19 protein-coding genes and 1 pseudogene are annotated in these 23,628 nt (G+C 62.5%); 11 read left to right on the forward strand and 9 right to left on the reverse strand.

Translation table 11 applies throughout. The features are described from left to right. Positions 1 to 607: 607 nt before the first annotated feature. On the reverse strand, positions 608 to 940 hold the full coding sequence (locus ACWEKR_RS34455) for a histone-like nucleoid-structuring protein Lsr2 (RefSeq protein WP_452358069.1): 333 nt from the start codon (positions 938 to 940) through the stop codon (positions 608 to 610). Positions 941 to 1,043: 103 nt separating this feature from the next. Continuing rightward, the gene (locus ACWEKR_RS34460; protein ID WP_452358070.1) at positions 1,044 to 1,358 is read right to left on the reverse strand and encodes a hypothetical protein; all 315 of its coding nucleotides are present in this window, start codon (positions 1,356 to 1,358) and stop codon (positions 1,044 to 1,046) included. Positions 1,359 to 1,660: 302 nt separating this feature from the next. Between ACWEKR_RS34460 and ACWEKR_RS34465 the strand changes: the two genes are divergently transcribed. After that, complete coding sequence (locus ACWEKR_RS34465; RefSeq protein WP_452358071.1) at positions 1,661 to 1,819, forward strand: hypothetical protein; 159 nt, start codon at positions 1,661 to 1,663, stop codon at positions 1,817 to 1,819. Positions 1,820 to 2,232: 413 nt separating this feature from the next. Here ACWEKR_RS34465 and ACWEKR_RS34470 read toward each other — a convergent pair whose 3' ends face one another. From ACWEKR_RS34470 to ACWEKR_RS34490, 5 genes and pseudogenes are all read right to left on the reverse strand, one after another. Next, positions 2,233 to 3,069, reverse strand: a complete 837-nt coding sequence (locus ACWEKR_RS34470) for a DivIVA domain-containing protein (protein ID WP_452358072.1) — start codon at positions 3,067 to 3,069, stop codon at positions 2,233 to 2,235. Continuing rightward, positions 3,060 to 4,064 carry an FAD-binding oxidoreductase gene (locus ACWEKR_RS34475; protein ID WP_452358073.1) on the reverse strand — a complete coding sequence of 335 codons (1,005 nt, stop codon included), beginning with the start codon at positions 4,062 to 4,064 and terminating at the stop codon, positions 3,060 to 3,062. Before ACWEKR_RS34475 ends, ACWEKR_RS34470 begins: the two co-directional genes overlap by 10 nt. After that, positions 4,034 to 4,934 (reverse strand): annotated as a pseudogene (locus ACWEKR_RS34480) (IS5 family transposase). Before ACWEKR_RS34480 ends, ACWEKR_RS34475 begins: the two are co-directional and overlap by 31 nt. 26 nt (positions 4,935 to 4,960) lie before the next feature. After that, positions 4,961 to 5,209, reverse strand: coding sequence for a hypothetical protein (locus ACWEKR_RS34485; protein WP_452358074.1), 249 nt, complete (start codon positions 5,207 to 5,209; stop codon positions 4,961 to 4,963). A 393-nt stretch (positions 5,210 to 5,602) separates the two neighbouring features. Further along, complete coding sequence (locus ACWEKR_RS34490) at positions 5,603 to 5,959, reverse strand: hypothetical protein (RefSeq protein WP_452358075.1); 357 nt, start codon at positions 5,957 to 5,959, stop codon at positions 5,603 to 5,605. A gap of 361 nt (positions 5,960 to 6,320) precedes the next feature. On the opposite strand from ACWEKR_RS34490, the gene ACWEKR_RS34495 reads away from it, so the two are divergent. The 6 genes from ACWEKR_RS34495 to ACWEKR_RS34520 all read left to right on the forward strand — a co-directional run bounded on the left by ACWEKR_RS34495 (position 6,321) and on the right by ACWEKR_RS34520 (position 14,852). Next, a complete protein-coding gene (locus tag ACWEKR_RS34495; RefSeq protein WP_452358076.1) occupies positions 6,321 to 6,443 on the forward strand; it encodes a hypothetical protein in 123 nt (40 codons plus the stop codon). Positions 6,444 to 6,950: 507 nt separating this feature from the next. After that, complete coding sequence (locus ACWEKR_RS34500) at positions 6,951 to 7,628, forward strand: DUF6875 domain-containing protein (RefSeq protein WP_452358077.1); 678 nt, start codon at positions 6,951 to 6,953, stop codon at positions 7,626 to 7,628. Beyond that, complete coding sequence (locus ACWEKR_RS34505; RefSeq protein WP_452358078.1) at positions 7,628 to 9,016, forward strand: pyridoxal phosphate-dependent decarboxylase family protein; 1,389 nt, start codon at positions 7,628 to 7,630, stop codon at positions 9,014 to 9,016. Before ACWEKR_RS34500 ends, ACWEKR_RS34505 begins: the two co-directional genes overlap by 1 nt. After that, a complete protein-coding gene (locus tag ACWEKR_RS34510; RefSeq protein WP_452358079.1) occupies positions 9,013 to 9,714 on the forward strand; it encodes an SDR family NAD(P)-dependent oxidoreductase in 702 nt (233 codons plus the stop codon). Before ACWEKR_RS34505 ends, ACWEKR_RS34510 begins: the two co-directional genes overlap by 4 nt. A gap of 25 nt (positions 9,715 to 9,739) precedes the next feature. Beyond that, positions 9,740 to 11,341 (forward strand): phytoene desaturase family protein, encoded by a 1,602-nt coding sequence (locus ACWEKR_RS34515; RefSeq protein WP_452358096.1) that lies wholly within the window; start codon positions 9,740 to 9,742, stop codon positions 11,339 to 11,341. Positions 11,342 to 11,843: 502 nt separating this feature from the next. Continuing rightward, positions 11,844 to 14,852, forward strand: a complete 3,009-nt coding sequence (locus tag ACWEKR_RS34520; RefSeq protein ID WP_452358097.1) for a helix-turn-helix transcriptional regulator — start codon at positions 11,844 to 11,846, stop codon at positions 14,850 to 14,852. A gap of 78 nt (positions 14,853 to 14,930) precedes the next feature. Here ACWEKR_RS34520 and ACWEKR_RS34525 read toward each other — a convergent pair whose 3' ends face one another. Both ACWEKR_RS34525 and ACWEKR_RS34530 read right to left on the reverse strand, forming a co-directional pair. Beyond that, the gene (locus tag ACWEKR_RS34525) at positions 14,931 to 17,039 is read right to left on the reverse strand and encodes a hypothetical protein (RefSeq protein ID WP_452358080.1); all 2,109 of its coding nucleotides are present in this window, start codon (positions 17,037 to 17,039) and stop codon (positions 14,931 to 14,933) included. Between the two features lie 611 nt (positions 17,040 to 17,650). Beyond that, the gene (locus ACWEKR_RS34530) at positions 17,651 to 17,908 is read right to left on the reverse strand and encodes a hypothetical protein (RefSeq protein ID WP_452358081.1); all 258 of its coding nucleotides are present in this window, start codon (positions 17,906 to 17,908) and stop codon (positions 17,651 to 17,653) included. Between the two features lie 520 nt (positions 17,909 to 18,428). On the opposite strand from ACWEKR_RS34530, the gene ACWEKR_RS34535 reads away from it, so the two are divergent. The 4 genes from ACWEKR_RS34535 (at position 18,429) to ACWEKR_RS34550 (ending at position 23,148) form a co-directional block, all read left to right on the forward strand. Continuing rightward, a complete protein-coding gene (locus tag ACWEKR_RS34535) occupies positions 18,429 to 18,920 on the forward strand; it encodes a hypothetical protein (protein ID WP_452358082.1) in 492 nt (163 codons plus the stop codon). Positions 18,921 to 19,648: 728 nt separating this feature from the next. Beyond that, the gene (locus tag ACWEKR_RS34540; protein ID WP_452358083.1) at positions 19,649 to 22,138 is read left to right on the forward strand and encodes a hypothetical protein; all 2,490 of its coding nucleotides are present in this window, start codon (positions 19,649 to 19,651) and stop codon (positions 22,136 to 22,138) included. Between the two features lie 124 nt (positions 22,139 to 22,262). Beyond that, a complete protein-coding gene (locus tag ACWEKR_RS34545; RefSeq protein WP_452358084.1) occupies positions 22,263 to 22,412 on the forward strand; it encodes a hypothetical protein in 150 nt (49 codons plus the stop codon). Positions 22,413 to 22,512: 100 nt separating this feature from the next. Further along, entirely contained in the window at positions 22,513 to 23,148 is a 636-nt protein-coding gene (locus ACWEKR_RS34550; protein ID WP_452358085.1) for an MspA family porin, read from the forward strand. Positions 23,149 to 23,628: the final 480 nt, after the last annotated feature.

Raw genomic sequence — 23,628 nt, forward strand, 5'->3', positions numbered from 1 at the left:
CAGCACCACCTCCACCGGCAGCATCACCGGCAACAGGTCCACGATCAACCCGACACCCGGTTACCGAGGCAACCTACTTGGACGAGGCACTAGCTTCCAGTTGCATCGCTGGTTTGGGCGTGGCGGTGGACGGAACCTTTGGTGCTCATGGTGGTGTTCGGCTGGCGGCGGGGATCCGATTCTCCAGTCGAGTGACTGCCTTGTTTGGACACCGAACCCGGCCGGGCGGCCGTGGCGTCGAATGCAAGAACGGTGGCGCGGACCGCATCGGAATCGCGCTGACAATCTCGCTTACGATGACAGTCCGGCCGCGTCGCGCTCCGCGATCTCTCCGGAGAGCGACGACCGCCAGACAGGCGCACTCGGTTTGCTGGCAACGAAAAACTCGGGTCTAACGAGATCTGATTGGCCCGATGTGAGAAGACGCTGCCGCTGACTGGCCGCATGTGATGGTGCTGTGCCTGGCTATCAACTCATGGTTGGCTTCTGCGGTGACGCCCAACCGAGTGGAGTAGCGGTGGCTGACTCGACCGGACCACTGCCTCTAGGTTACTGGTCGAGCATGCGGCGCTCAGCCGCCCGCCACGTCTGCGGGTCCCGAGGGCAGCTACTTATTTGACTTGTTATACGCCTCGAGCACTTCCGCTGAAATCCGTCCCCGACTGGAGACCTCAATGCCCTCCCTGCGTGCCCACTCCCTGATTGCCTGGACTTGTTCGCGATGGTCCACCGACCTGGCCTTGTTTTTGCCTCGCCGAACTCGCCCAACTCTGCGGGCGTGCGGCGTCCACTGCTCGAACGTACCGCGCAACTGGCTTGCGTTGACGACCGACAGGTCCATCTCGTAGGCCACACCGTCGAGGGCGAAGTCGACCGTTTCTTCCGCCGGGGACTTGCCGTCGTAGTCGTCGACGAGTTGGACGGTGACCTTGCGGGCCATGAAGACTCCTCTACTGATTCAGGGCGACTGATGAAACATCATCGTAGCGTGTAGTGACAAATGATTTCCCAGTTCGACCCGCACTGCTCGAATCAGTGTCTGATCAACATTCCTTTGACCCAGATTCGTACAGCCGCATCGACCTATGTCGGCCGGACATATCACCCATCGGGTTCTTCCCAATATCCGGTGGAGGTGTTGGTTGGTACTCCGTCTCGTCGAGTGTCGGATTGGCCGTGACGTTGTATGCGGCTGATGCGGGGTGGTCGCGGCGAGGTTTGAAGGCAATCACTTCGGTCGACCTACCGGTGTTCAACCCTGCTTCCTGACCGATGGTCGGTGCCGGCAGAAGGTCGGCGTGAATCCAAGCCGTCATTGCCATCATCGCGGTGGCCAGCGTCGTTACAGTGTTGCCCACCAGTGGCGGTCCGCCGGCATATGCGACTGGGAGACATCCCTGGCGGTCATGACCGCCAGGCTGGGAGCCAGGTTGGGGCGAACCCCGGCAGGTCGACCTCGGAACCGCATTGCGTGGGAGGCTCTGGGGTGGGATCGGACGCCGTCCTCGATTCGGCTACAAGTCATGATCGACGATAGGAATATCCCCCATATCAGACTCATCGGTTTCCGGATATCTTGTGAGAATCTGATCACTGAAGCACGTTGTATGACAGGAGAAGTGCTGTGATGAACACAAGAAATCGGAATTCGGTACGTCGAGTGGTGGCAGCCATGCTGATGGGGGCTGCGCTGGTGACATTATCGATGTCGGTGCAGCAGTACCTGCACGCCCCGTTTCCCGACATGACTGATTCCGCCAAAGCCATGAACGTGTCGGCAACCCAGATCGACCGCTTCGCTGGCTCAGGAACCTACTGAGAGTTGCGTTGCTGTCGCCATCGGTGACAGCGTGGGTTGGCGAGAAAGTCGGCGATCAACGTTCAGGTCCTCGTCGGCGGCTTGATCCAGGCCAACCACTGTACTGCAATTTCTCCGGTCGCTCCTTGGTCAGGCTTCACAGAGGTCCAGCCGGCGTGACACGCACATGGAAAGGGATGCGGTTCGGAGGTCGCACCGTATCCAGGTCACATGTGGGCTTCGCGGCTGAGTGAACAGCAGCGGCCGGTCGCCGAAATTATTTTCGGCTGTGGCGATTGGAAAATCCGGCCGCACCGAGTGCGTTGAACGGCTGAGGCCAGGTGCCCGGCGGTCTGAAGAACCGGCTTTTCGGTCTCGCTGTCTATTGCTGGAAAATTCCGGGTTGCCGTCGGCGGGGCGAACGATCATGACCCTTACGCCTGTCCGCCGGCGGATGGGGTCTCGTGAGGTGCTCGTGACTGCACTGTGGAGTCGAGCGCGTCCTGCCATGTCCGAGGCGGTATCTGTGCCATCGGCAGAGTGCTGGACTCGGCGATATTCAGTTCATATCCTGATTCGGCCTCGCCAACAGGTCGTGGCCGTTTGCCTAGTTTGTCGATCTCAGTGAACAACGCTTCGACGATCGTGTGCATCTGCTTCTCCGCGATCTGCGCGTAGGTGCGGATGTACTCGAGTTCGGCGGGTAGTGGTTCGGCAGCCTCCGCCACCGGGACCCCCACGGCCGCGATGCCGTCGGCCGCGTAGGCCGCCGACTTCTGGGCCTGCCGCAGGATGTCTGCGTACTGCTCACGGGCCTGCGCGACCAGTTCGCGGGCATAGATTTCGGCCTCGGCCACGGTGGATTCCGCGGTGATCTGGGCCTGGCTGAGCATGTTGACTGCCCGCACATTGATCCCCAGCGCGTCGTGTTGCGAATCCTCGCGGAGCTGTGCGTTCTCCCGCTGCAGTTCCGCTAGCTCAATGCGTAGACGCTCGACCGTCGCAGTATCGCCGAACGTCGATTTGTACATCGAAAGCCGGTGTTCGAGTTCCGCGACCTGGTGGGCCAGGTAGTCGTTATCGGCCAGTAGGGCCTTCTCATCGCTGAACTCCACTTGCTGGTTCAGACGTTTGTTCGTCGAGTTCAGCCGAGAGACCTCGCGGGCGACCCGGACCATGTATTCGTCAACGTCGCGTTCGTCGTAGCCGCGTCGGCCCAATGCCGACTTCTTGAATCGAATGTTCTCGATATCACGTGCTTTCAATGCCATGGCCTCGCCTCGTGCGCCATCCCCGCTGGAGCCGCGGAGGTCTGCGGTCTGCTGTCGTCTTGGTAGTCGCCATCGAAGTTCTCGAATCGAATGGCCGAGGCGGGTACGCCCGCACATTGCAGTTCGCTGACGGTGTGCGCCACCATCATGGCGGAGCCGCAGACGAGTACGGCTTCGCCACGCCAGTGATGGGTCTGTGCGACGACCGTGCCGACTGGTCCGCGTGCACGAGGGTAGGCCGGGTCATCCGAGATGACAGGCGTGTAGGTCAACCATGGCCGGGTGCGGGTCAGCTCGCACAAGAAGGTGTGGTAATAGAGGTTCTGCTTGGTTCGGACCCCATGGAAGAGATGGACCTTCGTGACTTCGCCGGTGTCACGCCAGCGTTCGTCGAGTTGTTCGATCAGCGCGGTCATCGGGGCGAGACCGGTACCACCGGCCACCAGCAATAGATCGCCACGAAAGTCCGTGGGCAGGGTGAATGCGGTGCCGGTCGGCGCACCGAGTCGCAGTATGTCGCCAACCGCGACCGTCCTGGCCAAGGCGGCGCTGACCTGTCCGCCGGCGACGATCTGCACATGTAGGTCGAGAGTTCCGTCCGGGCGGGGTGCGTTCGCAGGCGTGTAGTAGCGCCACAGCAGGGGACGCTGTGGAATCTCCACCGCCATGGACTGGCCGGCGTTATAGAAATATGGCTGCGTTGGGCGGATACGCAGCATCCCGATGTCTATGGTGCGACGTTCGGTGGCTATGACCTGCGCGTCCCACCAGGGTGGGGCGCCCTCCTGGTTCTCATCGGCGGCCATGATCATGATTTCCGCGACTGCGTTGTACGCCTCTGCCCAGGTGGCGGCGAGGCCGTCGGTCCACGACGCCCCGAGGACGTACTGCAAGGTAGCCAGTAGCGACGCGCCAGCCGCCGGATAGTGGTCGGCGACGACCTCGAATTTGCGGTGGTCGCGGCCTAGGTTGTGCCTCCCAATGACTTGAGCCATTCGATGATCAGGGCCAGGACGACTCCGGCGCGGTAGGTGATGGCCAACTTGTCATAGCGGGTGGCCACCGCACGCCAGTGCTTGGCCTTGTTGAAGGCACGTTCGATGACGTTGCGACGCTTATAGGTTTCCCGATCGAAGTAGGGTGCCCGCCCACCGCGGCGACCTCTACGTTTGCGGTTGGCGAGTTGGTCGGATCGTTCGGGAATGACGGTGCGGATACGTTTGCGCCGCAGCAAGGCGCGGTTGGCGGCCGAGGAGTACGCCTTGTCGGCGATCACGACCTGCGGGTTGCGCCGTGCTGGGCCGCCGTCGAGGCGGGGCACCGCGACCGCCTCCAATAACGGCGCGAGCATCGGTGCGTCGCCGGCCTGGCCGGGTGTGAGCAGCACCGCCAGGCCACGGCCGTGACCATCGGCGACCAGATGCACTTTGGTCGTCAGACCACCGCGTGAACGCCCTATCGCGTGATCAGCAGGTTCATAACCCTGACACCGAGTCGTGTCTGGCGCCCGCGCCGTGCTGGTGCACCCGCACGATCGTGGAGTCGATCGAGGCCACCCAGTCCAGATCACCAGTGGTATCGGCCAGCGCGAGCAGCGCGGTCAGCACTCGATCCCATGTGCCGTCCGCGGCGTAGCGGCGGTGCCGCTTCCATACCGTCTGCCACGGCCAGAACTCCCGCGGCAGGTCCCGCCACGGCGAACTCGTGCGCAACCGGTACAGCATCCCCTCCACTACCAGCCGGTTGTTGGCGAAGTTACGACCTACTCGCCCTTCGGATTTCGGCAACAGCAGCTCCAGCAACTCCCACTGCTTGTCCGTCAACACCTGATACCGATCAACCGCTGGCCTCGACACAGCCGACATGATGCACCACCGAGACAGCCCGAACACTATTCGATCGATTGGGAGACAGAACCTAGTTGCTGGACAAAGGTCGGGTCGGTGGCGATTCGGTCGACGTTGCTGACGATGCGTCCGAGCGCCGAGAAGAACTTGCCGCGCTCCGTCGTCATAGACACCGGGAACATCTCGCAGACCTGGGGACGCGCTATGAACAGGTGTGAGTAGAAGTACAAGACCGCTTCGTCACCGACCTTCTCGACACTCGACCAACTATCTTTCAGCGCTGAGATATCCATGTGGGATCACCAGCTCAATTCCTGGTCGATACGAGGTAGGCATGCGTGATCTTGATACTGGACGCAGAAGCACCTGGCACTCGCGGTTTGGGTTGGTCGAGCCTCGTGTACAAGGAGCTCTCTTTTCGGTGTCCGAGTTGTACACCTGGGACGTCGCAGTACACCCGTTTCGGTTCCGCGTACCTCGATCACGGCATGAACTTTCCACGATCTGCAGCCCGAGGGTATGGGGCAAATGCCTACTCCACTCGCGTTGCGGATCGAACGACTCCGACTCGCGCGGTTCGATTCGTCGCAAACATGCGGTGAGCATGCGGGCCGGATCCGGCGTGTCGGCCGCAGCGCTGATGTCCGCGAGTCCGCTGTCACCGACACCACGCTGATGAGGGGGTATCAAAGCTCGACTTCGTGCACTGTGGCGTCGGCTCGCACGTCGAGAACCGCCAGCAGGACCATCCGGCACACGGACATGTTCGACAGGTGTCCGTGCAGTGTTATCACGGCGTGCGCTGCGGCTCGCCGGCATTCATGGACGAGATCGACGAATGCTGGTGGAAGCGTGCCGCTCTCGGGTGCCGGTTCGTGGAAGACGGTGCCCAGCTCGTAGCCGAGTGATCCGGCAGCCGCACGCAGTCTGTCGTCACTCGACTCGCAGCCGAGGTCACACAGCATGTCATCGCGCAAATATCCGTATGCTAGAGGCAATAGTGCAGTCATCGGAAGAACCGGTTCCTGATCGGTCGGCTGCAAGAGACCAACTCTGTCAGCCGAATGGGCATGTAAACGCGGCGTCGATGTGCGCCCGGACCGTAGCGATCATCCGTGCGGGCAACACCTTCGGTGTTATCTTCCTTCTAGGGTCGACACATCCGTCCGTCGCCAATTCCGATTCTTGTCGGATGGGCGAGGTGTTCCTATGGGGGAAATGCCTCGCCCTCCGTTCATGTGACCCACCCCCTCGATCTGACCGATCGGTATTGAAGGGTCTGATCGGCTAGGGCCGGCATGGAAGGGTGCGCTGACAGCCGGTTGTGATGTCGGCGCCGAACGGGGAGCGGTGTGCTCTGGTAGTCACCGCTGAGGTTCACAAACAGCGGATCACTGTGCCCCGGTGGTGGCCGATTGGGGGCAGCAACTCGCCGAAGCCGTCGCCGACGGTGTCGATCTGTTGATCAATCCGGGAAGCGCTCATCAGCTGCGTCTGGAGGCGAGCGCGTTAACACAGACGCGGTGAGCCGAAGCTGCACCCAGAGCCCACCTGTGTTGGCCGATGACGGTGTGATGTCGCATCTCTATGGCTGAACAGCGCAACGATTCCGGCGGAACATATTGTGGCGCAATCAGTTCAAGAATATGCATCGCATAGATGTGAAGCAAGGTCTCGCTGCATGCGTCACGTGGGGTGATCGGCATTGCTCCGTCTGTGGGGGCATCGAACACTAGTTCTGCAACTACCTGCTAGCAGCTCGTCTGATATCGGAGAAAGGCCGGCGACCCGCGGCGTCCGCCGACGATGCCGACCTTTCATTGCTTCCCATCTGTGGGAAGTTTGCGCACCATGCGCTGAGTAGTATCGGCGCACCAGTTCGGGCGGTTTATCAGGTAACCGCTCCGGGCTAAGGAGCAGGAGCATTCTATGGCTGGGCGATGTCTCGTCGGTACGCGCTCAGGTGTCGAATGGATCGATCTGTTCGGAGACCATCGCGACTCCGATGCAATAGTCCATTCGGCGGAAGTTCTGATGGACTGGGTACGCGGTTATCTCGTGCTTCCGCATGAAGATCTCGGTCGTGACGGGCCGGTATGCCCTTACGTCAAGCCAGCTGTCAGTCATCACTGTTTGTGGTCGGCCTTCGTGACCGGAGACGTCGAGCTGACCGTCGAACGGATGATTTCGGTTGTCGACGACGCTTTGGATCTGTTCGCAGGTCTCGCCCGACCTGCTGTCGCCGCTGCGCCACAAGCCGCACTGTTGGTCGTGTTCCCGGACTTGACGGAATACGCGCGGGTGGACGCCGTGCATTCCGTGCGTAAGGACAGGGCTGTCGCCGAGAGCTTGATGCTGGGCCAGTTCTATCCCGGCTGCCTTCAGCCGGGGCTGTGGAACAGGAATTTTCGACCGCTGGACGCGCCGCTACCCATGTTGGTGGTGCGGAATATGATGCCCTCGGACTATCCGTTTCTGGTCGGCAAGAGTGAGTGGTTGTTCGCGTACTTGTCCCGGTTCGGCCATGCGCTTCCGGCCAGATTGCGGAGATCGATCGCCGAGTACTTGTTTCGTTCCGTAAATGGAACGGCAAGCGCGATCACCGACCACCGCGTCCACAGCGCGGAGGACTTCGATAGTTCACCCAGGGCGGAGCGCGCCGACAGCGCTGGGATGCTGGCTCAGCTTCGGCAGAGCGGGGGCGATTACTGATGGATGTCGCAAAATGGCTTGTACGGGCGGTTGATTCGACTTTCGGGTGGCAAGCTTTGTTCGGCGGCTATGAGTCGCATCCGGATGCCGAGGTCGGTGACGAAGAGTTCGGGCGTGTCTTCGACGAACTGTCCGAGCGGCTGCGCGACAGCACCCCCTTCTTCCATCCCCGGTATGCGGGCCAGATGACTCGCGCGCCGCATCCGGCGGCGGTCGTCGGGTATGTCACGGCGATGCTGTTGAACCAGAACAATCACGATTTCGCGGGCGGGCCGGCGACGACCCAGATGGAGCATGAGGTCGTGCGGGATCTGGCCGAGATGTTCGCGTTGCCGACGCACGTAGGGCATCTTACCAGCAGCGGGACCATTGCGAATTTGGAGGCGCTGTTCGTCGCGAGGCAGACCCACCCCGGCCGAGGAGTCGCATTCAGCTCCGATGCCCACTTCACGCACGAGCGAATGTGCACCCTGCTCGGGATGACCGCATACAAGGTTCCGGCAGACTCGCACGGCCGCATGGAACTGGCCGCTGTCGAGGAGCTCGTTCGAGCCGGCACGGTCGGCACTGTGGTTCTGACAGCCGGCTCGACCGGCGTGGGTGCGATCGATCCGATCGCCGATGCGCTGGTGCTGAAGGAGCGCTATGGCGTTCGACTACATGTGGATGCGGCCTACGGAGGGTTCTTCGCACTCCTTGCCCACGATGACGACAAGTCGCTCGAGTGGGATCCACAGCCGTGGCGGGCGATCGGTGCATGCGATTCGATCGTCGTCGACCCGCACAAGCATGGCCTGCAGCCGTACGGCTGTGGAGCGGTCCTGTTCTCCGATCCCTCGGTGGCACGGCACTATCACCACGACTCGACCTATACCCGCATGTTTTCCGGTGCACCCTCCCATCTGGGCGAGATCAGTTTGGAATGCTCCAGGGCGGGTGCGTCCGCAGCGGCTCTCTGGACGACGTTGCGGTTGATTCCGCTGCGTCGTGCGGGTCTGGGAACGCTGCTGGCGTCCACGCGGCGCGCCGCTCTCGCCTTCGCGCACCACGTGGAGGAATCATCGGAGTTAACGCTCTACCAGCGACCCGAGTTGGATGTCGTCACCTACTTTCCCAGTGGTCTGCGCTCTGTGTCGCAAGTTGATGCGGCGTCAGGACGCATGCTGACGGATGGCATGTCCGCCGATCCCGCAGAGGCGGTTTTCCTCAGTACTCTTCGGGTGTCCGCCGGCGGGTTCATAGAGCGTGGTCACCACCTCGGCACCGATGTTCCGAACGGGCGGATCCTGCGCAGCGCGCTCATGAAGCCGGAACAAGAACTGTGCGCAGAAGACCTGGTGATGCGCATCGCCGCGCTGGCTCGTGCGATAGGAGACCTACCACGGTGACCGGGCCGCATGGCGGTCCGGTCGCCATAGTCACCGGAGGTAGCGAGGGAATCGGGCAGGCGGTAGCCGACCGCCTCATTCGCGACGGCGCGATCGTCGAAGTGTTCGATATCGCGTGCGACCCTCCGGTCGATGTGACCGACGCTCATGCTGTCCGGGCTGCGGTGTCAACCGTGGCCCGGCGTTACGGAGGGATCGACATACTCGTCAACAACGTCGGGGTGTTCCCTCACGTCGCTTTCGACGAACTCGACCTCACGGCCTGGCGACGGGTGCTGAGGACGAATCTTGATTCGGTCTTCCTCTGCTGCAAAGCTGTCTACCCGTTGATGAAGCGTCGCCGATACGGGCGGATCATCAATGTGTCGTCAGCGGTATTCCACGTCGGCGATTTCGATCTGACGCATTACGCCGCGTCGAAAGGTGGGATCGTCGGGTTCACTCGATCCCTCGCGAAAGGGGCTGGCAGGCACGGGATCACCGTAAATTCTGTGGCTCCCGGGTTCATCGAGACGCCCGGTGTCTTGGCATCGGCCGAAGAGCTTGCACTCTTCGACAAAATCGTGTCGGAACAATGCATCCGGCGCCGAGGAAGACCGGAAGACATCGCCGCGTGCGTGAGTTATCTCGCAAGCCGGGAGGCTTCGTTCATCACCGGTCAGCTCATCAATATCGACGGCGGACACCGATTCACGTAGTTCCCGGTCGTGCGCAAGCGAAAGGATACGCGCAGTGGAGTCATACGATGTCATCGTCATCGGAGCAGGGCACAACGGCCTAACCTGCGCGGCATACCTCGCCAAGGCCGGCAGGAAGGTACTTGTGCTGGAAGCCCGTCAGGTCGTCGGTGGAGGTTGTGCCACCGAAGAGGTTGCGGCACCTGGGTTTCGTCACAACTTCCACTCGAACTTCCACGGCATAATTCATATGGGCCCGGTCTACCGAGATCTGGAGTTGCAGCGTCGCGGCGCGCGATACATCTGGCCGGACAATCAGTTCGCCCACGTTTTTCCAGACGGTAACGGACTGGTGGTGTCACGGGATCTCGCCACGACGCTGCGGAATATCGGCCGATACTCCAAACGCGACGCTGACACATTTCACGACCTCATACGAGTCTATCGACACGTACTGGAAACCAGATTGATACCCGGTATGTTCTCCATACCCGGCTCGCCCTCCGCAGAACTGGCGGACATCGAGTCCGCGGGCGGCTTCGATCTGGTCCGTCAGTTCCTTACCACGCCCAACCACCTCGCTCGGGAGATGTTCGAGTCGCCGGAGGTGCAGACTTGTCTCGGCTTCTGGGTCGCACAACTAGCGGGTACCGGTGATGTCTTCGGGCTCGGCGCGAACTACCCGCTTATGCTCGCCGGTTCACTCGAGCCTTATGGGTGGGCCATCTGCCAGGGTGGCTCGAACAACCTCGCGCAAGCCATGGCGCGTTTCGTAGTGGAACATGGTGGCGAGATCAGACTCGATTCCCCGGTCAGGCAGATCGAGGTACGTGACCACCGAGTCACTCGGATCGTGCTCGACGACGCGACCCGGATTCCCGTCGACGGCATCGCCGTGTCCAACCTCGATCCGAAGCACACTTTCCTCGATCTGGTCGGTGAAGGCGAACTCCCGGCCGAATTCCTACCCGCCGTGGAACGCTGGCGGTACGACCGGATGTCGATGTTCTGTCTCTACCTCGCCCTGCGAGAGCCGGTTCGGTGGAAAGCCGCCGAAAGAGAACCCGCGGTGCAACAGTGCTTCGCAGTGTCCCTCTGCGAGTCGCTCGACGTCCTGGATGACAACGCATCGGACTGTCGGCTGGGTCTCCCACCACGCCTTCCGGGGTTGTTCACCGTCCACCCATCGATATTCGATCCGAGTCTCGTCCCGGCAGGAGGGGAAGCCTGTTTCTGCGAACAGATCGCGCCGTATCAGTTGCGCGGCGGCGGAGCGGCCGCATGGGACGACATCAAGGCCGACTACACGCAGCGTGTGCTGCAACGTTGGCGGCCGTACCTGGAAGGCGGCCTCGAGTTCGAAGCCATCGTCGGCCAGTATATTTCGAGCCCCATCGACATCGAGCGGATGATGCCCAGCATGCGGCACGGCGACTGGAACCACGGCGAGATGACCCAGGACCAACTCGGCGTATTCCGGCCTTTCCACGAGTACCCGCCGTACCGGACGGCGTTCGACAACTTCTACCTGTGCGGCGCGTCCACCCACCCGGGGGGCTCTATCGGTGGCGCGAGCGGCTACAACGCCGCGGGCGCGATCGCAGACGATCTCGGCATCCAGCGCTGGTGGCGCCGCGACTCCGATTAATTATCAGCCGCCAGCGGTACTGATCGTAGGGATTTTCCCCATACCGGACGGGAGTGAAGCTCAAGCAAGGTGATGCGGTGTTACGCAGTGAAGACGACGTGGAAATGACTCAGCAGCTGGTCGGCACCCGGCGGTGCGAAGGCCGAGGCCAGCCGATACGGAATCAACCGTCGTGACACTGCTGTTGCTGATCGCTGACGAATGTTTCGAGGGAGTGCCCTTCAGCGTTGGTGCACAGTGAGGTGCTGCCACCTCCGCGTTCGTCTCCGAACTCACACCGAGCTGCTCGGTTGCCCATTCCAGACGAGATCGCGGCATGTGAAATAGAAACTTTCACCGCCAACGTGGCGGGAAGATTATACTACGACCGAGTCCATCTTGCTCTCGACTTCGTCGGTTTGCTCTCGACTTCGTCGGCCTGGTGGGCGCAATCCCGGTGACCTGGCTCGGGAAGTGGTTCGTCCGATCGAACCCGATGAGTTCGCCGGATGACGGGAAAAATATGACGGATTCGAGAGAAATCAGCCCTCGCGCCGCCGCCCTACCGGCGGCGACTGCCTCCAACCGGCGAGTCGTGGACTCCAGTGGTCGTATTCTGGCTGGTAGAGCGTCGGAGGTGCGGCGGATCGAGCATGCGCTGCAGGGTGCGCGGTCAGGTTCTTTGTGTGCGCTGGGAGTGCGGGGTGAGGCGGGGATCGGTAAGTCGCGACTGCTGGAGGAGTTGTGCAAGCGGGCGGAAGCGGCGGGGTTCGATGTGTTGGTCGGTCGTGGTGCCGAGCTGGAACGTAACGTTCCGTTCGGGATCTTTGTCGATGCCCTGGATAGGAGCTTCGGGGCATTGGCTCCCGAAGCGATCGCTGGCTTAGGTCCCGAGAGGTTCAACGAGCTCGCAGCGGTGTTCCCGTCGTTGGCCGGTCGCGGCGGACAAGCGACGTACCGGCTGGAGATGGAGCGCTTCGAGTTCCATCGGGCCGTTCGTGCGGCGTTCGACCAGCTCACTACCCGCAAGCCGGTGGTGCTGGCGCTGGATGATGTGCATTGGGCGGATCCTGCTTCGGCGGAGCTGATCCGCCATCTGTTGCGTAGCCTGGTGCCGCGAATGGTGGTGGCGCTGAGCTACCGTCCGCGACAAGCCGCGGACCTGCTTCTCGATGCCGTGGCGCAGGCGGCGCGGGAGGATCGGCTCGAAGAACTGGAACTGGCGCCGCTGACGATCGCCGAAGCCGCCGAAGCGTTGGGCCAGCGGCCTGATTCCCCGCTTGTTCAGGCGCTTTACTCCGAGAGCGCCGGAAATCCGTTCTACCTGGAACAGCTTGCGCGCCACTACTCCACGAGACCCGCGATCGGCGATTTCGTTGTCGAGAGACAGGGTTGCACTGCCACGATCCCAACCGCCTTGCGCAGGATGATCTCACAGGAGGTGTCCAGCTTGGCGCCCGATACGCTTCGGGTCCTTCAGGCGGGGGCCGTAGCCGGGGATCCGTTCGAGGTGGAGCTGGTCACCGCGATTGCCGCTGCCGAGAAGACGCAGGTGCTGGAGAGCCTCTTGGAACTCGGGGAAATCGATCTGGTTCGCCCTGGCGCCACACCAGGGCAGTTCAGCTTCCGGCATCCGATCGTGCGTCGTGTCGTATACGACGAGTCGATGCCTGGCTGGCGATTCAGCGCCCACAAGAAGGCAGCGGCGGCATTGGCCGGGCACGGCGCTCCACTGGCTGTGCGAGCGCATCATATCGAGCGCTCCGCGACACCAGGCGACGAGGAAGCGGCCATGACCCTGGTGCAAGCGGCGGCGACGGTAGCGCCGCGGGCACCTGCGGCAGCGGCCGACTGGTTGGAAACAGCGCTCAGGCTGCTGCCCGCGACCGGAGACACCGAGCGGCGGGTTTTGCTGTCGCTCATGCTGGCAAGCGCGCTCGCTTCCACCGGCCGTCTTCGCGAGTGCCGGACAGTACTCGAGCAGGCACTGGAATTGTTGCCTGCTGAGTCGGTGAGCGATCGAGTGGCAATCATCAGCATGATCGCCCGTGCCGATCATGGGCTCGGATGCGCTGACGAAACACGCCAACTCATCCTCACCGCACTCGAGCAGGCTCCGGTCGGGGGCGCGGACGCCGTCAGGTTGACATTGGAACTGGCTGAAAACCAGTGGATGTGCGGGCAGTGGGATCAGGTTCCCGTGACGCTCGAGCGGGCCGTGTCCGAGGCCCAAGCACTCGCGGACACATCGCTGCTGGTCGCGGCAAGGGCATCCCTTGCCGTATGTACCGTCGAGCAAGGCAATATCGTTGATGCGCTGAAGCTGGTGGAGTGGGTCGCCGGCGCACTGGACGACGTCGAGGTCACCCAGACGCCCGAGCTTTTGGCGGCGCTCGCCAGCTTGACCATGGCGGAGATCTATCTCGGTCATTTCGCCACGGCTCTTCGGCACATCGAACGCGGAATCAAGGCCAGCCGTGCCACTGGCCAGGCTCACGCATTCGGTCGTTTCGTCTTGGGAGCGGCTACCGTGAAGATCATCCTCGGTCAGCTCCGCGAAGCCCGCCAGGATGCCGAAGCCGCACTGGAGGCAGCGCTGCTGCTGGACAACGATCAACTTCGCGTGGCGGCGGAAAGCGTTCGGTGCTGGGTCGAAACGCTCAGCGGGGACTTGCATACCGCGCTGGCCGCCGGACGCGCGGCGGTGCAGACCGCCCGTCGCGCACCACGAGCACAGTACGTGTGGCTGGCGCACGCGTGTTATGGCCAGGCGCTCATCGAGTGCGGCGAATTCGAACTGGGTCGTCAAGAACTGCTCGCGGTCGGCGGCCCGGAACTCGCCGGTATGTCTCCGGGAGCACGTCCCTTATGGCTTCAGACACTGGTCGCCGCTGAGGTGGCGGTCGGCCGGATCGAGTCGGCCGAGGTGATAGTCCGGAACATGGCGGACCTCGCGCACGGCTTGCCGCACCGTGAAGGGAGCTTTCTTCATGCTCGAGCATGTGTTGAGGCATCGCGCGGGGAGTACCGTGCTGCGGCCGATTCGGCCCGTAGGGCTCGGGAATGCTGCGACATCGTGGAAACGCGGGTGGCCTCCGCTCGTGCACGGCTGGACCTCGGGCGTGCTCTGGCCCGGGCGGGCGATCCCGCCAGGGCTATCCACGAACTCGAACTCGCGCATGCTGTTCTCCGGGACGCCGGCTCAATACGCTTGGCCGACGAGGCTGCGAAGGAGCTTCGGACGCTGGGAAAGCGTATCTGGGTCGGCCCCGCGACCGACTCCTCCGACCAGGAGGGTTTGACACGGCGCGAGCGCGAGGTTGCCGAGCGAGTCGCGCAAGGATACACCAACCGTGAGATCGCGGCAGATCTGTTCCTGAGCCCCAAGACCGTCGAAAAGCATCTCGCGCGGGTCTTCACAAAACTCGCAGTATCCTCTCGCGCCGGTGTGGCAGCGGCCATGACACAGCGACCAGGGGCCGATAGGAAAGGTGTTGTCCGTCAGAAGGACGTTGCCGGCAGAGAGCCGTAGCGGGGTCTCGGTCATCTGATGTGTTCGAAGCGGCTGGTCACTGTCGAGATTCCACTCGCGTCGACAAACTTCTCCCGGTCAGCTCACGGGTGACGCGATAGCCGATACTGCCGCGTTTCCTGAGTGATCGACCGCGCCGGCCTCCGTCGGAAGCGCGTTCTCGTTCGTCGGCGCTGTCAACTCGATTCCCTTCGGGTGTGCGAATCCGGTGAACTGGCCGAATTCCCCTGCACTGTCGGACATCTCTGAGGTAAATGGCTTCATCTCGCCGTTGATGACGGCCTCCAATGTGCCGCCTTCTTCGGAGCCGAATACGACCAGGATCGCGGACCGCTGGTCCCATGTGGCGACGTCGCCGGTCATCAACTGGTATGGGTCGACGCGATCGCCGATCTGCTTCTTGTCCGACCACTTCGCGGTCGTCTTCTCGTAGGCCTTCTGGGCGTCGGTGCCGCTGGCATTCCCGAACGCCGCGTCCAACGCCTGAGCCACGGTGAGGGACACCTTCTGTGTGCGCCCGTCCGGGAATGTGTAGAGAACGCTGCCGTCGGCCTCGGGCGTGCGGCCGGGTGCACTGACGGTCTGGGCGGTAGGCGTTGTGCCAGAGGGATGCCCGTGCTGCTGCGTCGCGGGGGCGGTCGTGGAAGGCGGCGCCGCCGCGGGCTGCGCTGTGACCGGCGTTGCCGGCGTGCCGACCGGCGGCGGGGCCACGGGGGAGAACTCGTCCTCGAAGTCGCGGCGACTCAGTTCCGCGCGGCGATTGTTCAAGTCCTGGTCGGCGAGATTCCGCATCATCGCCTGCTGCATCATCATCGGCACCATGGAACCCATCAAGTCCCCGAGGCCCGAACCCATCGGCGAGGTCGCCGCAGGCGATGGCATAGTGGGCGTGGGTGGGGCAGTGACACTCGGCATGTCTCCGGCATTGTCGCGTCCACTGGGCGGCTGGCCGTCGAGGCCAGGAATGTCCGTTCCATCCGAGCCGCCCAAACCGCCGGTTCCATCCGAACCGGTGGGGAAGGCGCTCGGGTCGACGTACGCGGGGGCCGTACCGGCCGGTGGCACCCCGGATGGGGGCGTAATATTGGCCGGGTCGGTCGTTCGCCCCTGCGAGTCCGTGCCTGCCCGTTCGAGCTGCCTGAGCTGGTCTTCCAGTGCCTTCAACTTGTCGGACTCGCCGTCCACTCCCTTGCCGAGGTCCTCCTGCTGCGTCATCGCCTCCTTGAACATCCGTTCGCCCTCTTGAAGCGCTTGTGTGACATACGCGAAAATGTGGTCGTCCTCGGTCATTCCGCCCTGCGGTACGGCTCCGGCCGCGCTGTTGACAATGACGACGATATTGTCGATCGCCTGCCTGCCTTCCGCGGAGATCTCCAGCGACTCGTGGGTTAGCGGTGCCAGACTCTTAGCGGATTCGTGCAATTCTTTGAATGCCCGCTCGAGTAACCCCGCTGCCACTGGATAATTGGTGAGTTTCGAGCGGTCGGAACCCTCGACCTGGGGTATCGAATATCCCTGCGGAGGAGATGTTGCATGTGAGTCCTTCGCGAAACTGTTGTAATAATTTCCCAGGTTCGCCGGAAGTTCGGTGTGAAATGATTCGGTGGCCGGAAGGAATCGATATTGATCTGGAAAATCGGGATGCTTCATGTCGGGCATCTGCATGATTTCCATTTCGGTGCTGGAATTGTTGGCAAGCGGCTTCGTCGGTATGAACGGCATGGCGGTGGGGCGCCAATCGTCGTACATCGCACCGGCCAGCGTCGTACCAGCACCTGCCGTCAGCGCACCGGCGCCCAAGCGGGGCATAGCGAGCTGCGTACCATGCCGTGCCAGGCCCAATCTGTCAAAAAAATTACCGTAGCCGCCCTTGAACAAGAGCTGTGAGCCGTCCTTGAAGCTCGTTCCGATACCCTTCAGTCCGCCACCAGCGAGCGATTTCACCCCTCCGCCGGCCAGTCCTTTCGCTGCACCGCCGACGAAGCCACCGGGTATCGCACCGAAGGCGGCGCCGAGCAGTCCGGCTTCGAGACCTTCTTCCCAGCTACCTCTTTCGAAGCCGGTCCATGCACCGCTTACCACGCCACCGAGTATCGCCGCGCCAAAGGGCCCCCCGACCGCGAATCCCACACCGCTCGCGACACCGGAAGCGATGTCTTTCCATTCGAAGCCGAACAATCCTCCCATGCATTCTCACCTATTCGTCTCGAAGCAAGGATGGGTCAGCGAGGCGGCGGGTGACCCTATCCGAGAATCTCATCTCGGAACTCGGGCCGGTATGGGGGAAATCCCTACCATGTCTCACCTGCCATCGCCGCCATAATTTTTTGCATTCTTTCGTGTCCAGGGGCGTTCCGGCTGCTACCCGAATGGCGCGTCGACCACGACCCCAGTTTCTTCTGGCCGAGCGGAAGTGCCCTGGTTGCGCACTCGATCGGTCCGGCGGCATAGCTGGACTGGCGTGGTACTTCAAATGGGAAGGCGATGATTCCGGAAAGCGGCGAATCCGATCGGCCGTGCGATATTAATCCGACGATATCATCGCCGTCGGCTTCGCTAGGTTGCCCCTCGGTTCAGCCGGTTACTTACTATATCCGCGGTTGAGCAGGAGTCGTCGTCTTTGTTCGGCCCAACGCAGGGCACTGCTGTGACCTGGCTCGACTGGTCACATTCCCCGAGTCCGGGATGCGGAGCACCCCGGTGCCGGCTCGGCCTGGCCGAGCGCTCACCACCGCCAGTGCTGAACTGCTCCGGCAAGCAGATACTCGTCTCGTCGAGAGATGACCGACGAGAGCTCCCTACTGCTCGAACTTCGGAAACGCCCACGATGTGGACGGTTCGAAAATCGTCAACCACAGCCGGTCGCTGCCGACGACGAGGACTCCGAGGGCCAGAAGCACTGCCAGTGCGATCCCGATCCACGGCAGGAGGTGTCGAACGAAGCGAAGGAGAGTCACCCGCGCGTTGCGTTCATCGCATATTGATTGTGCCTCGATCTCAACCAATTTCGGGTCCGCCGCCTGGGTTGTCGTTCCGGTTCCCTGCCTGCTGCGCATGATGCGAGAGTCGCACCGAGTATCCAACCCTCGCACCCGGTCGATTGCGTGTAAATGGGGAAAATCCCTACGACACGCTCGGCAGCCGAGTGGGCGGTTCAGAACTCATCGTTGGCCTGTCGAACCTGTAGCAGGTCCTCTCGTCCCTGGGAAGGCGTTCTATTGTGAACTCGATTGGTGAGCGGCATCGTGGTGCCGACGTGATCCTTCTTGTAGGAAAGTGATGAGTTCCGGAATCGGCGAATCCGATCGGCCTGGCGATATCCATTCGGGGATGTTGCCGGCGTCGGATTTCAGTGGGTTCTCGCCCCTGTCCTCGTTGGCGAGTAATCGACGAGCGCAGCAGCCCGAAGCCCGTTCCCGTCTCGAGGATTCTCGATCGGCGGACGCCACCCCGGCGTTCTGCGCCGGGCAGACAGTGCGGTCTACTGCTGGCTCGGCGCTCGACCCGGACGTCGTAGCACAGACGCTCGGATCACTGGTGCGTAGATCGCGCAGGCCTGGCTCGTGGAGGAGTTGGGTGCGGGTTGCGTTGGCCGTCGTTCTGACGATTTCGGCAGTCGCCGTCGGCGCGATGGTCACGATGATCGCCAGGAGAGTGGGGGAAGTTCCCCCTGTTATTCCGATCGAGCAGCCGCTTCAGATGTGCGAAGCCACGCGAACCGGGAGATTGACGGTGGGAAACGGACCCGGCGGCACGGCAACCGGGGCGGACGCGATACTCGGATTTCAATATGCCTACTACATCGACCGTGCCGGAGCGGCGGCGTGGACCTTCGTGGCGCCGGATGCCGTGAGCGTTTCTCCCGCCGAGAGCCTGCAGCAAGCCATCGAGGCGGACATACCAGTTGGTACCACCTACTGCGTGCGCATTGCCGAACGGCAGCAGGATGCATTCGACGTCGACGTCGAGGAGCGCCGCCCCGATGGCATGCGAGTTGTCTACAAACAACATGTGCGAACGGTCGTGCGCGATGGCCGTACCCTGATTTACGAGATCATCGCCCGATAGCGCCACGTCGTCTGGCGGGATCGACCGCGAGGTCCGTTAGTCGTAGCCCAGCGGTAGGGGACTCGTCGGATCCGCCGTCCCCGGTGGCGACCGGAGCATCGGTGACTCCGCAGTCCATCTGCGTTCGATTCGTCGTTGCGCACACGGGCGAGTTCCGCTGGGACGTGCTGCGAGCGCACGAACCTGATACTTCGGTCGCATCTCTCGCCCGATGCGCTGTCTCGCATCGCATCGACGGTAGGCGGGCATCGTCCGCGCATACCGCCGGGGAGCGATGCGGACCGCGGGCTCACGATCGGTGCCGCTGAAAGCGTTGCACAGGAGTGTCTTCAGCCGACGATCGAGCGCTCATGTCGATGCGTTCAGGCGCTAACCGCGCGCCGAACATGCACGGCTACAGACGGAGTCGCTTGGCGATTCGTCAGAGCTATTGCTACAGAATCCCTTTGGATGAAAACGAGCCAGTTTCGGCCGGATCGTAGGGATTCTCCCCATACCCGTCCTATGCCCAGTCCGGGGAGTATCAGGCGGCGCGGTCACAAGTTCCACTGCCGGAAGTCTCACGATGTAGTCCGCCTTCAGATAGGTGGCCAATCGCATGCGCTGAAACTGGGCGGTCCGAAGTTCGAGGATGAAGTGTGGGATCCCCAGCGTGCCAAGCCGGCCAGGGTGGACATGGCTCGAGCATGCCGGACCGTTCATCTCGTCCGACTGGAGGTCGCTGGTTGATGGCAATGCCGATCTGCCGCCTGGTCACGGTGTATGTCGCGGCTTTGAACGAACGGTTTCGGGCGAGGCCACAGCCGGATCTTCACCCGGCGGCGAAGTGCACCGAATCAGCGCCACGCGGTGCTGATCGGCTGCACGTACCGCATGGCAGGTCGATGAAGCATCGCAACGATGCGGTGCGCTCGTCCCCTCGGATCCGCTCGCAGGGAGGCGAAGACGAATCGGACGATCTCAAAGGTTGCCGTGCGGTCGGCGTCGTGTCGCGGATGCGGGCCCAGTTCGGCGATCGGACCTGGCGTCGCAGAGTCGGATGGTTTCTATGGTTCGCTTTCGTGCTGTTCGTTTTTCCCGGCCTGCTCGGCGCAGTCTCGTCCGCGCAGACCTACGCGGGCTCGGCGAGCGGTTCTCAGATCGATGGGCTCAGTTGGATGAACATCCGCGACTCATCGGGCGTTCCGCTGTCCAGCTACATCTTCGCCACCCACCGGGGTGGTCCGTTGAACCCGGGCGTCACGATTTTGTGGGCGATCCTCGGGTTGGAGTTCATCGGCTACATGGCCATCGTGACGTCGGCGATCTGGCTGATCGGATATGCATTGAGCTTCCGCTGGATGGATTGGTTCGCCTCGGCGCTTCGCGGCGTCGCGGATGCGTTGACCAGCCAGATCGCTGCGCCGATCGTGCTGCTGACCGCGGCGGCTGTCGGCGCGTTCTTCGTCGCCTGGTTCGTCGCGCGCGGGTATCACGCCAAGGCCGCGATGCAGGTCGTGACGATGATTATGGTCGCGATACTCGGGCCGATTTTTCTCTCCGAGCCGCTTTCGGAAGTCCTGTCCTCCCATGGCTTGCTGGCGCAGGGGAGGGATTTAGGCATCTCGGTGGCCGCAGGGTTGAACGGAAACGCGAGGCCGATTCCTGCGCAGATGATCCCGGCGATGCAGGAGTCCCTCGCCGACAACTTCGCCAGACGTCCGTTACAAGTGTGGAACTTCGGGCACGTGGTGGACGAGAGTTCCGCCTGTCGCGCCGCCTGGTCGGCGGGAATCCGGGCGGGCGATGACGATCGCGTGCGAAACGGTCTGAAGTCCTGCGGCGACTCGGCCGCATACGCCAAGGCCAGTGATCCGAGCATGGGCCAGGTGGGCACCGGACTGCTGCTGCTGCTCGGGGGAGGAATCCTCCTGGCGTTTGCGTCGTACTTAGGCATCAAAGTCATGAAGGCCGCCATGGATGCGATCTACCACTGTTTCATGACGATCTTCGGCTTCGCGGCGGGTGGCTTCGTGTATGGGCCGACGCAGACGTTCCTGGTGCGTAATATTGTCGACGGATTCATCGCTGCCGCTCGCATGGCCGCTTTCACCATCTTCCTGGGCGTCTACGTCCTGTTCCTCGACAAGCTGTTTCAACAGGCCCGCGGGCAGGTCATGGCGGTGATCATCGTCGCGGGCGCCGTCGAGGTCATCGCAATCTCGCAGTTGCGCGGCCTGGATTCGAGCCTGCGCAGAGGCAACAACTGGGTGGCGAACCGCTTCGCCTCGGCGATCCAGAATCCGGCACGTCAAAATGGCGGGGGTGGTGGGGGATCGGCTCTTGGGATGGGAGCGACGCGAGCCGGGGGCGCATTGGGTGGTGGTGGGCTCTTGTCGAGGATGGCCGCGCTGAACACGGTCAATATGTCGCCGCTGACCGCATGGCTCGTCGCAGCTACTCCGAGCCCGTTCAGCCCGCAGTCACGGCGGAAGAAGCGCAAGGAGCTCGACAGCTTCGTCACTTCGCCGATGATGCGGCAGATGCACGAGTACAACGATGCAGCGCGGGCGAATTGGCGGTTCAAAGCAGCCGGACGGTTGCAGGGCGTGGAGGGCGGAATCACCTCTGCTCTGGGGGTCGCGAATGTGCTCGATGGACTCGGCGACAGCAAAGTTCCGGACGCGATGATCGCTCCGATTCTGCGGGCGATGAAAGCTACGGATCAGCAGGTGGTCGACGCGCAGCGAGCATTGGCGGTCCAGAAGGCCAGCATGTCGCAGAATCCGTTCGGATTCGCGCCCCTCCAAAAGGCCGTCGCCGCGGCCCGCGCGGTGGAGAACCACGTGGGCATCGCAGCACACCCCGCCTTCGCGGCGCAGGCCGCCATCGCGGCCGACAACTTCGTTCGTCATTCCACCGCGCCGATGAACTCGGTATCGGACGATCACTGGTTCGTCCGGCAACTGTTCGAGCCGTCCGGGCCGACCGGAACCATTCTCGTGGATGATGAGCACCGGCTCCGCACTGAGATCTCAGCCGATGATTGGCGCGATGCCGGTCGAGACATCCGTCAGCACATCGGCCGGCGCTTGGCGCTGGAACACCAGGCCGCAGCCCAGAACTACTTCGACGATCAGACGGACGTGAACCGTCATGCGTTGATGCGGTCCTCGCGAAGGTTGTCCAACCTCGACATCCCAGAGTCGAACGCCGGGCCGAACCCATGGGCGCCTTGAGGCGGTTGCCCACGACAACCGACTCGTAGGCATTTTCCCCATACCCCGCGAGATCGGCATCGGACAGCATGCTCGTTAGCGGGCAGGGACGCCCGTCGCCTGGATCCGAGATGTGGAGGCACCTGTGTCAGATCGATTGTTTCTCGGCAGGCGCGGTGGTGGCGCCGACGAGGCGCTCGCCGCGATCGCGCTGGATCTGAGGGGCGTGCGGGGTACCGGAGACTCCGGATTCGTATTGACCAGTATTGGACTCGGCGAGGTTGCCGCGCAGTGATGAGCGGGCGCAGCCGCGTCGGTTGGTCCGCCGAGTCGGGGAGCAAGCACGGCAAGCAAGTACTGATTTGTCCTGGCTGCCACGAGCACAAAGGATTTCATTGAAGAGCTCGATCATCACGATGGTCGGTATCGCTGCCACCGCAGCGTTGAGCATGACCTCGGCGACTGCGACCGCTGATCAATCAGCGGACAAGTCTCGGGTTGTCCTCAGCGAAGACGGCTGGGAGCTGCGGGTCAGCAAGACCGCAGAAGACCTGCAACGTGTGCCTAATCTTGCCGCGACACCCTTCACCCGGGAAGGGTTCGTGACGGTGGCTGCGACGGCCGATATCGGCGGTGCGGGTAGCCAGGCGGTGAACTCGGGAACTTTGCAATTGGGTTATCAGATCGGGTGTCAGGCGGATGTGTCCAGCGGTGTTTCACTCGGCGTATCCGCAGCGATCGGTCCCGATGCCATGGTGAGTGTCGGCTCTTCACCCGGCTTCGCGATCGGAGGTAGCGCGCTGCTGCTGCCGAGTATTTCGACAACAATAAAGCCTGGAACCATAAGCAGTATCGTGCTCGGTACCAAGGCGCTCGAAGGGGCGCACGGCTCGATATCTATTGATCAGGCGGAGATCAAGATCGATGGGTGTTTGGGTGCGGTGAGTTTGCGCTCCTTCGCGATCGCGACGATGTCTACAGCGACGGCAGACAGTTCGGTAGCAGTCTACGGTGACCCGCTATGGCTCTGATACGACGCCGAGCTATTTTCGGCAGCGCGCTCGAAGGGTGTCGTCCCGAGTCGGAAAAGCACGTCGAACCTATTGCTACGTACGGTCTTTCGTGCGTATGGGATGACTGCAACAGGGTAGTGAAGGTCAGAAAGCGGAGGCCGTAGTGATCGATAGATATCTACTCGCCAGGTTTGGGGCGGGATCCGCGATCAGTCTGCTCATCGCGGGGGCGCTGGTGGTGACGAGCTGTGTGACGAATACCGAGGAGCCACCCGGAGTCGAGGACGGAAGCGGAGTTCCGTACAGCTGTGTGCCGAAAGGCCCGGCCGGATCGTCGGCGGGGTGGATGGCTCCCCGGAAGGGGGAGTAGACCAGGCCCTGATGGCGGAAGGTCCCGATCTCAGAGCGAACAACAACTTTCATCCGCGGCGACGGTGTCGGCGCGGACGCGGTCGGCAGTCCGGCATTTGGTATGCCCCGCGGGACGGAATGTGCTCT

Source organism: Nocardia sp. NPDC004573, from assembly GCF_053602135.1.

Excerpts from the sequence above, each read along its gene's own strand:
- ACWEKR_RS34540 (WP_452358083.1), top strand. The coding sequence starts at position 19,649 with ATGGCAATGCCGATCTGCCGCCTGGTCACGGTGTATGTCGCGGCTTTG.
- ACWEKR_RS34500 (WP_452358077.1), top strand. The coding sequence starts at position 6,951 with ATGGACTGGGTACGCGGTTATCTCGTGCTTCCGCATGAAGATCTCGGT.
- ACWEKR_RS34475 (WP_452358073.1), bottom strand. The coding sequence starts at position 4,064 with ATGGCTCAAGTCATTGGGAGGCACAACCTAGGCCGCGACCACCGCAAA.
- ACWEKR_RS34485 (WP_452358074.1), bottom strand. The coding sequence starts at position 5,209 with ATGGATATCTCAGCGCTGAAAGATAGTTGGTCGAGTGTCGAGAAGGTC.
- ACWEKR_RS34525 (WP_452358080.1), bottom strand. The coding sequence starts at position 17,039 with ATGGGAGGATTGTTCGGCTTCGAATGGAAAGACATCGCTTCCGGTGTC.
- ACWEKR_RS34530 (WP_452358081.1), bottom strand. The coding sequence starts at position 17,908 with ATGCGCAGCAGGCAGGGAACCGGAACGACAACCCAGGCGGCGGACCCG.
- ACWEKR_RS34470 (WP_452358072.1), bottom strand. The coding sequence starts at position 3,069 with ATGGCATTGAAAGCACGTGATATCGAGAACATTCGATTCAAGAAGTCG.
- ACWEKR_RS34520 (WP_452358097.1), top strand. The coding sequence starts at position 11,844 with ATGACGGATTCGAGAGAAATCAGCCCTCGCGCCGCCGCCCTACCGGCG.
- ACWEKR_RS34505 (WP_452358078.1), top strand. The coding sequence starts at position 7,628 with ATGGATGTCGCAAAATGGCTTGTACGGGCGGTTGATTCGACTTTCGGG.
- ACWEKR_RS34455 (WP_452358069.1), bottom strand. The coding sequence starts at position 940 with ATGGCCCGCAAGGTCACCGTCCAACTCGTCGACGACTACGACGGCAAG.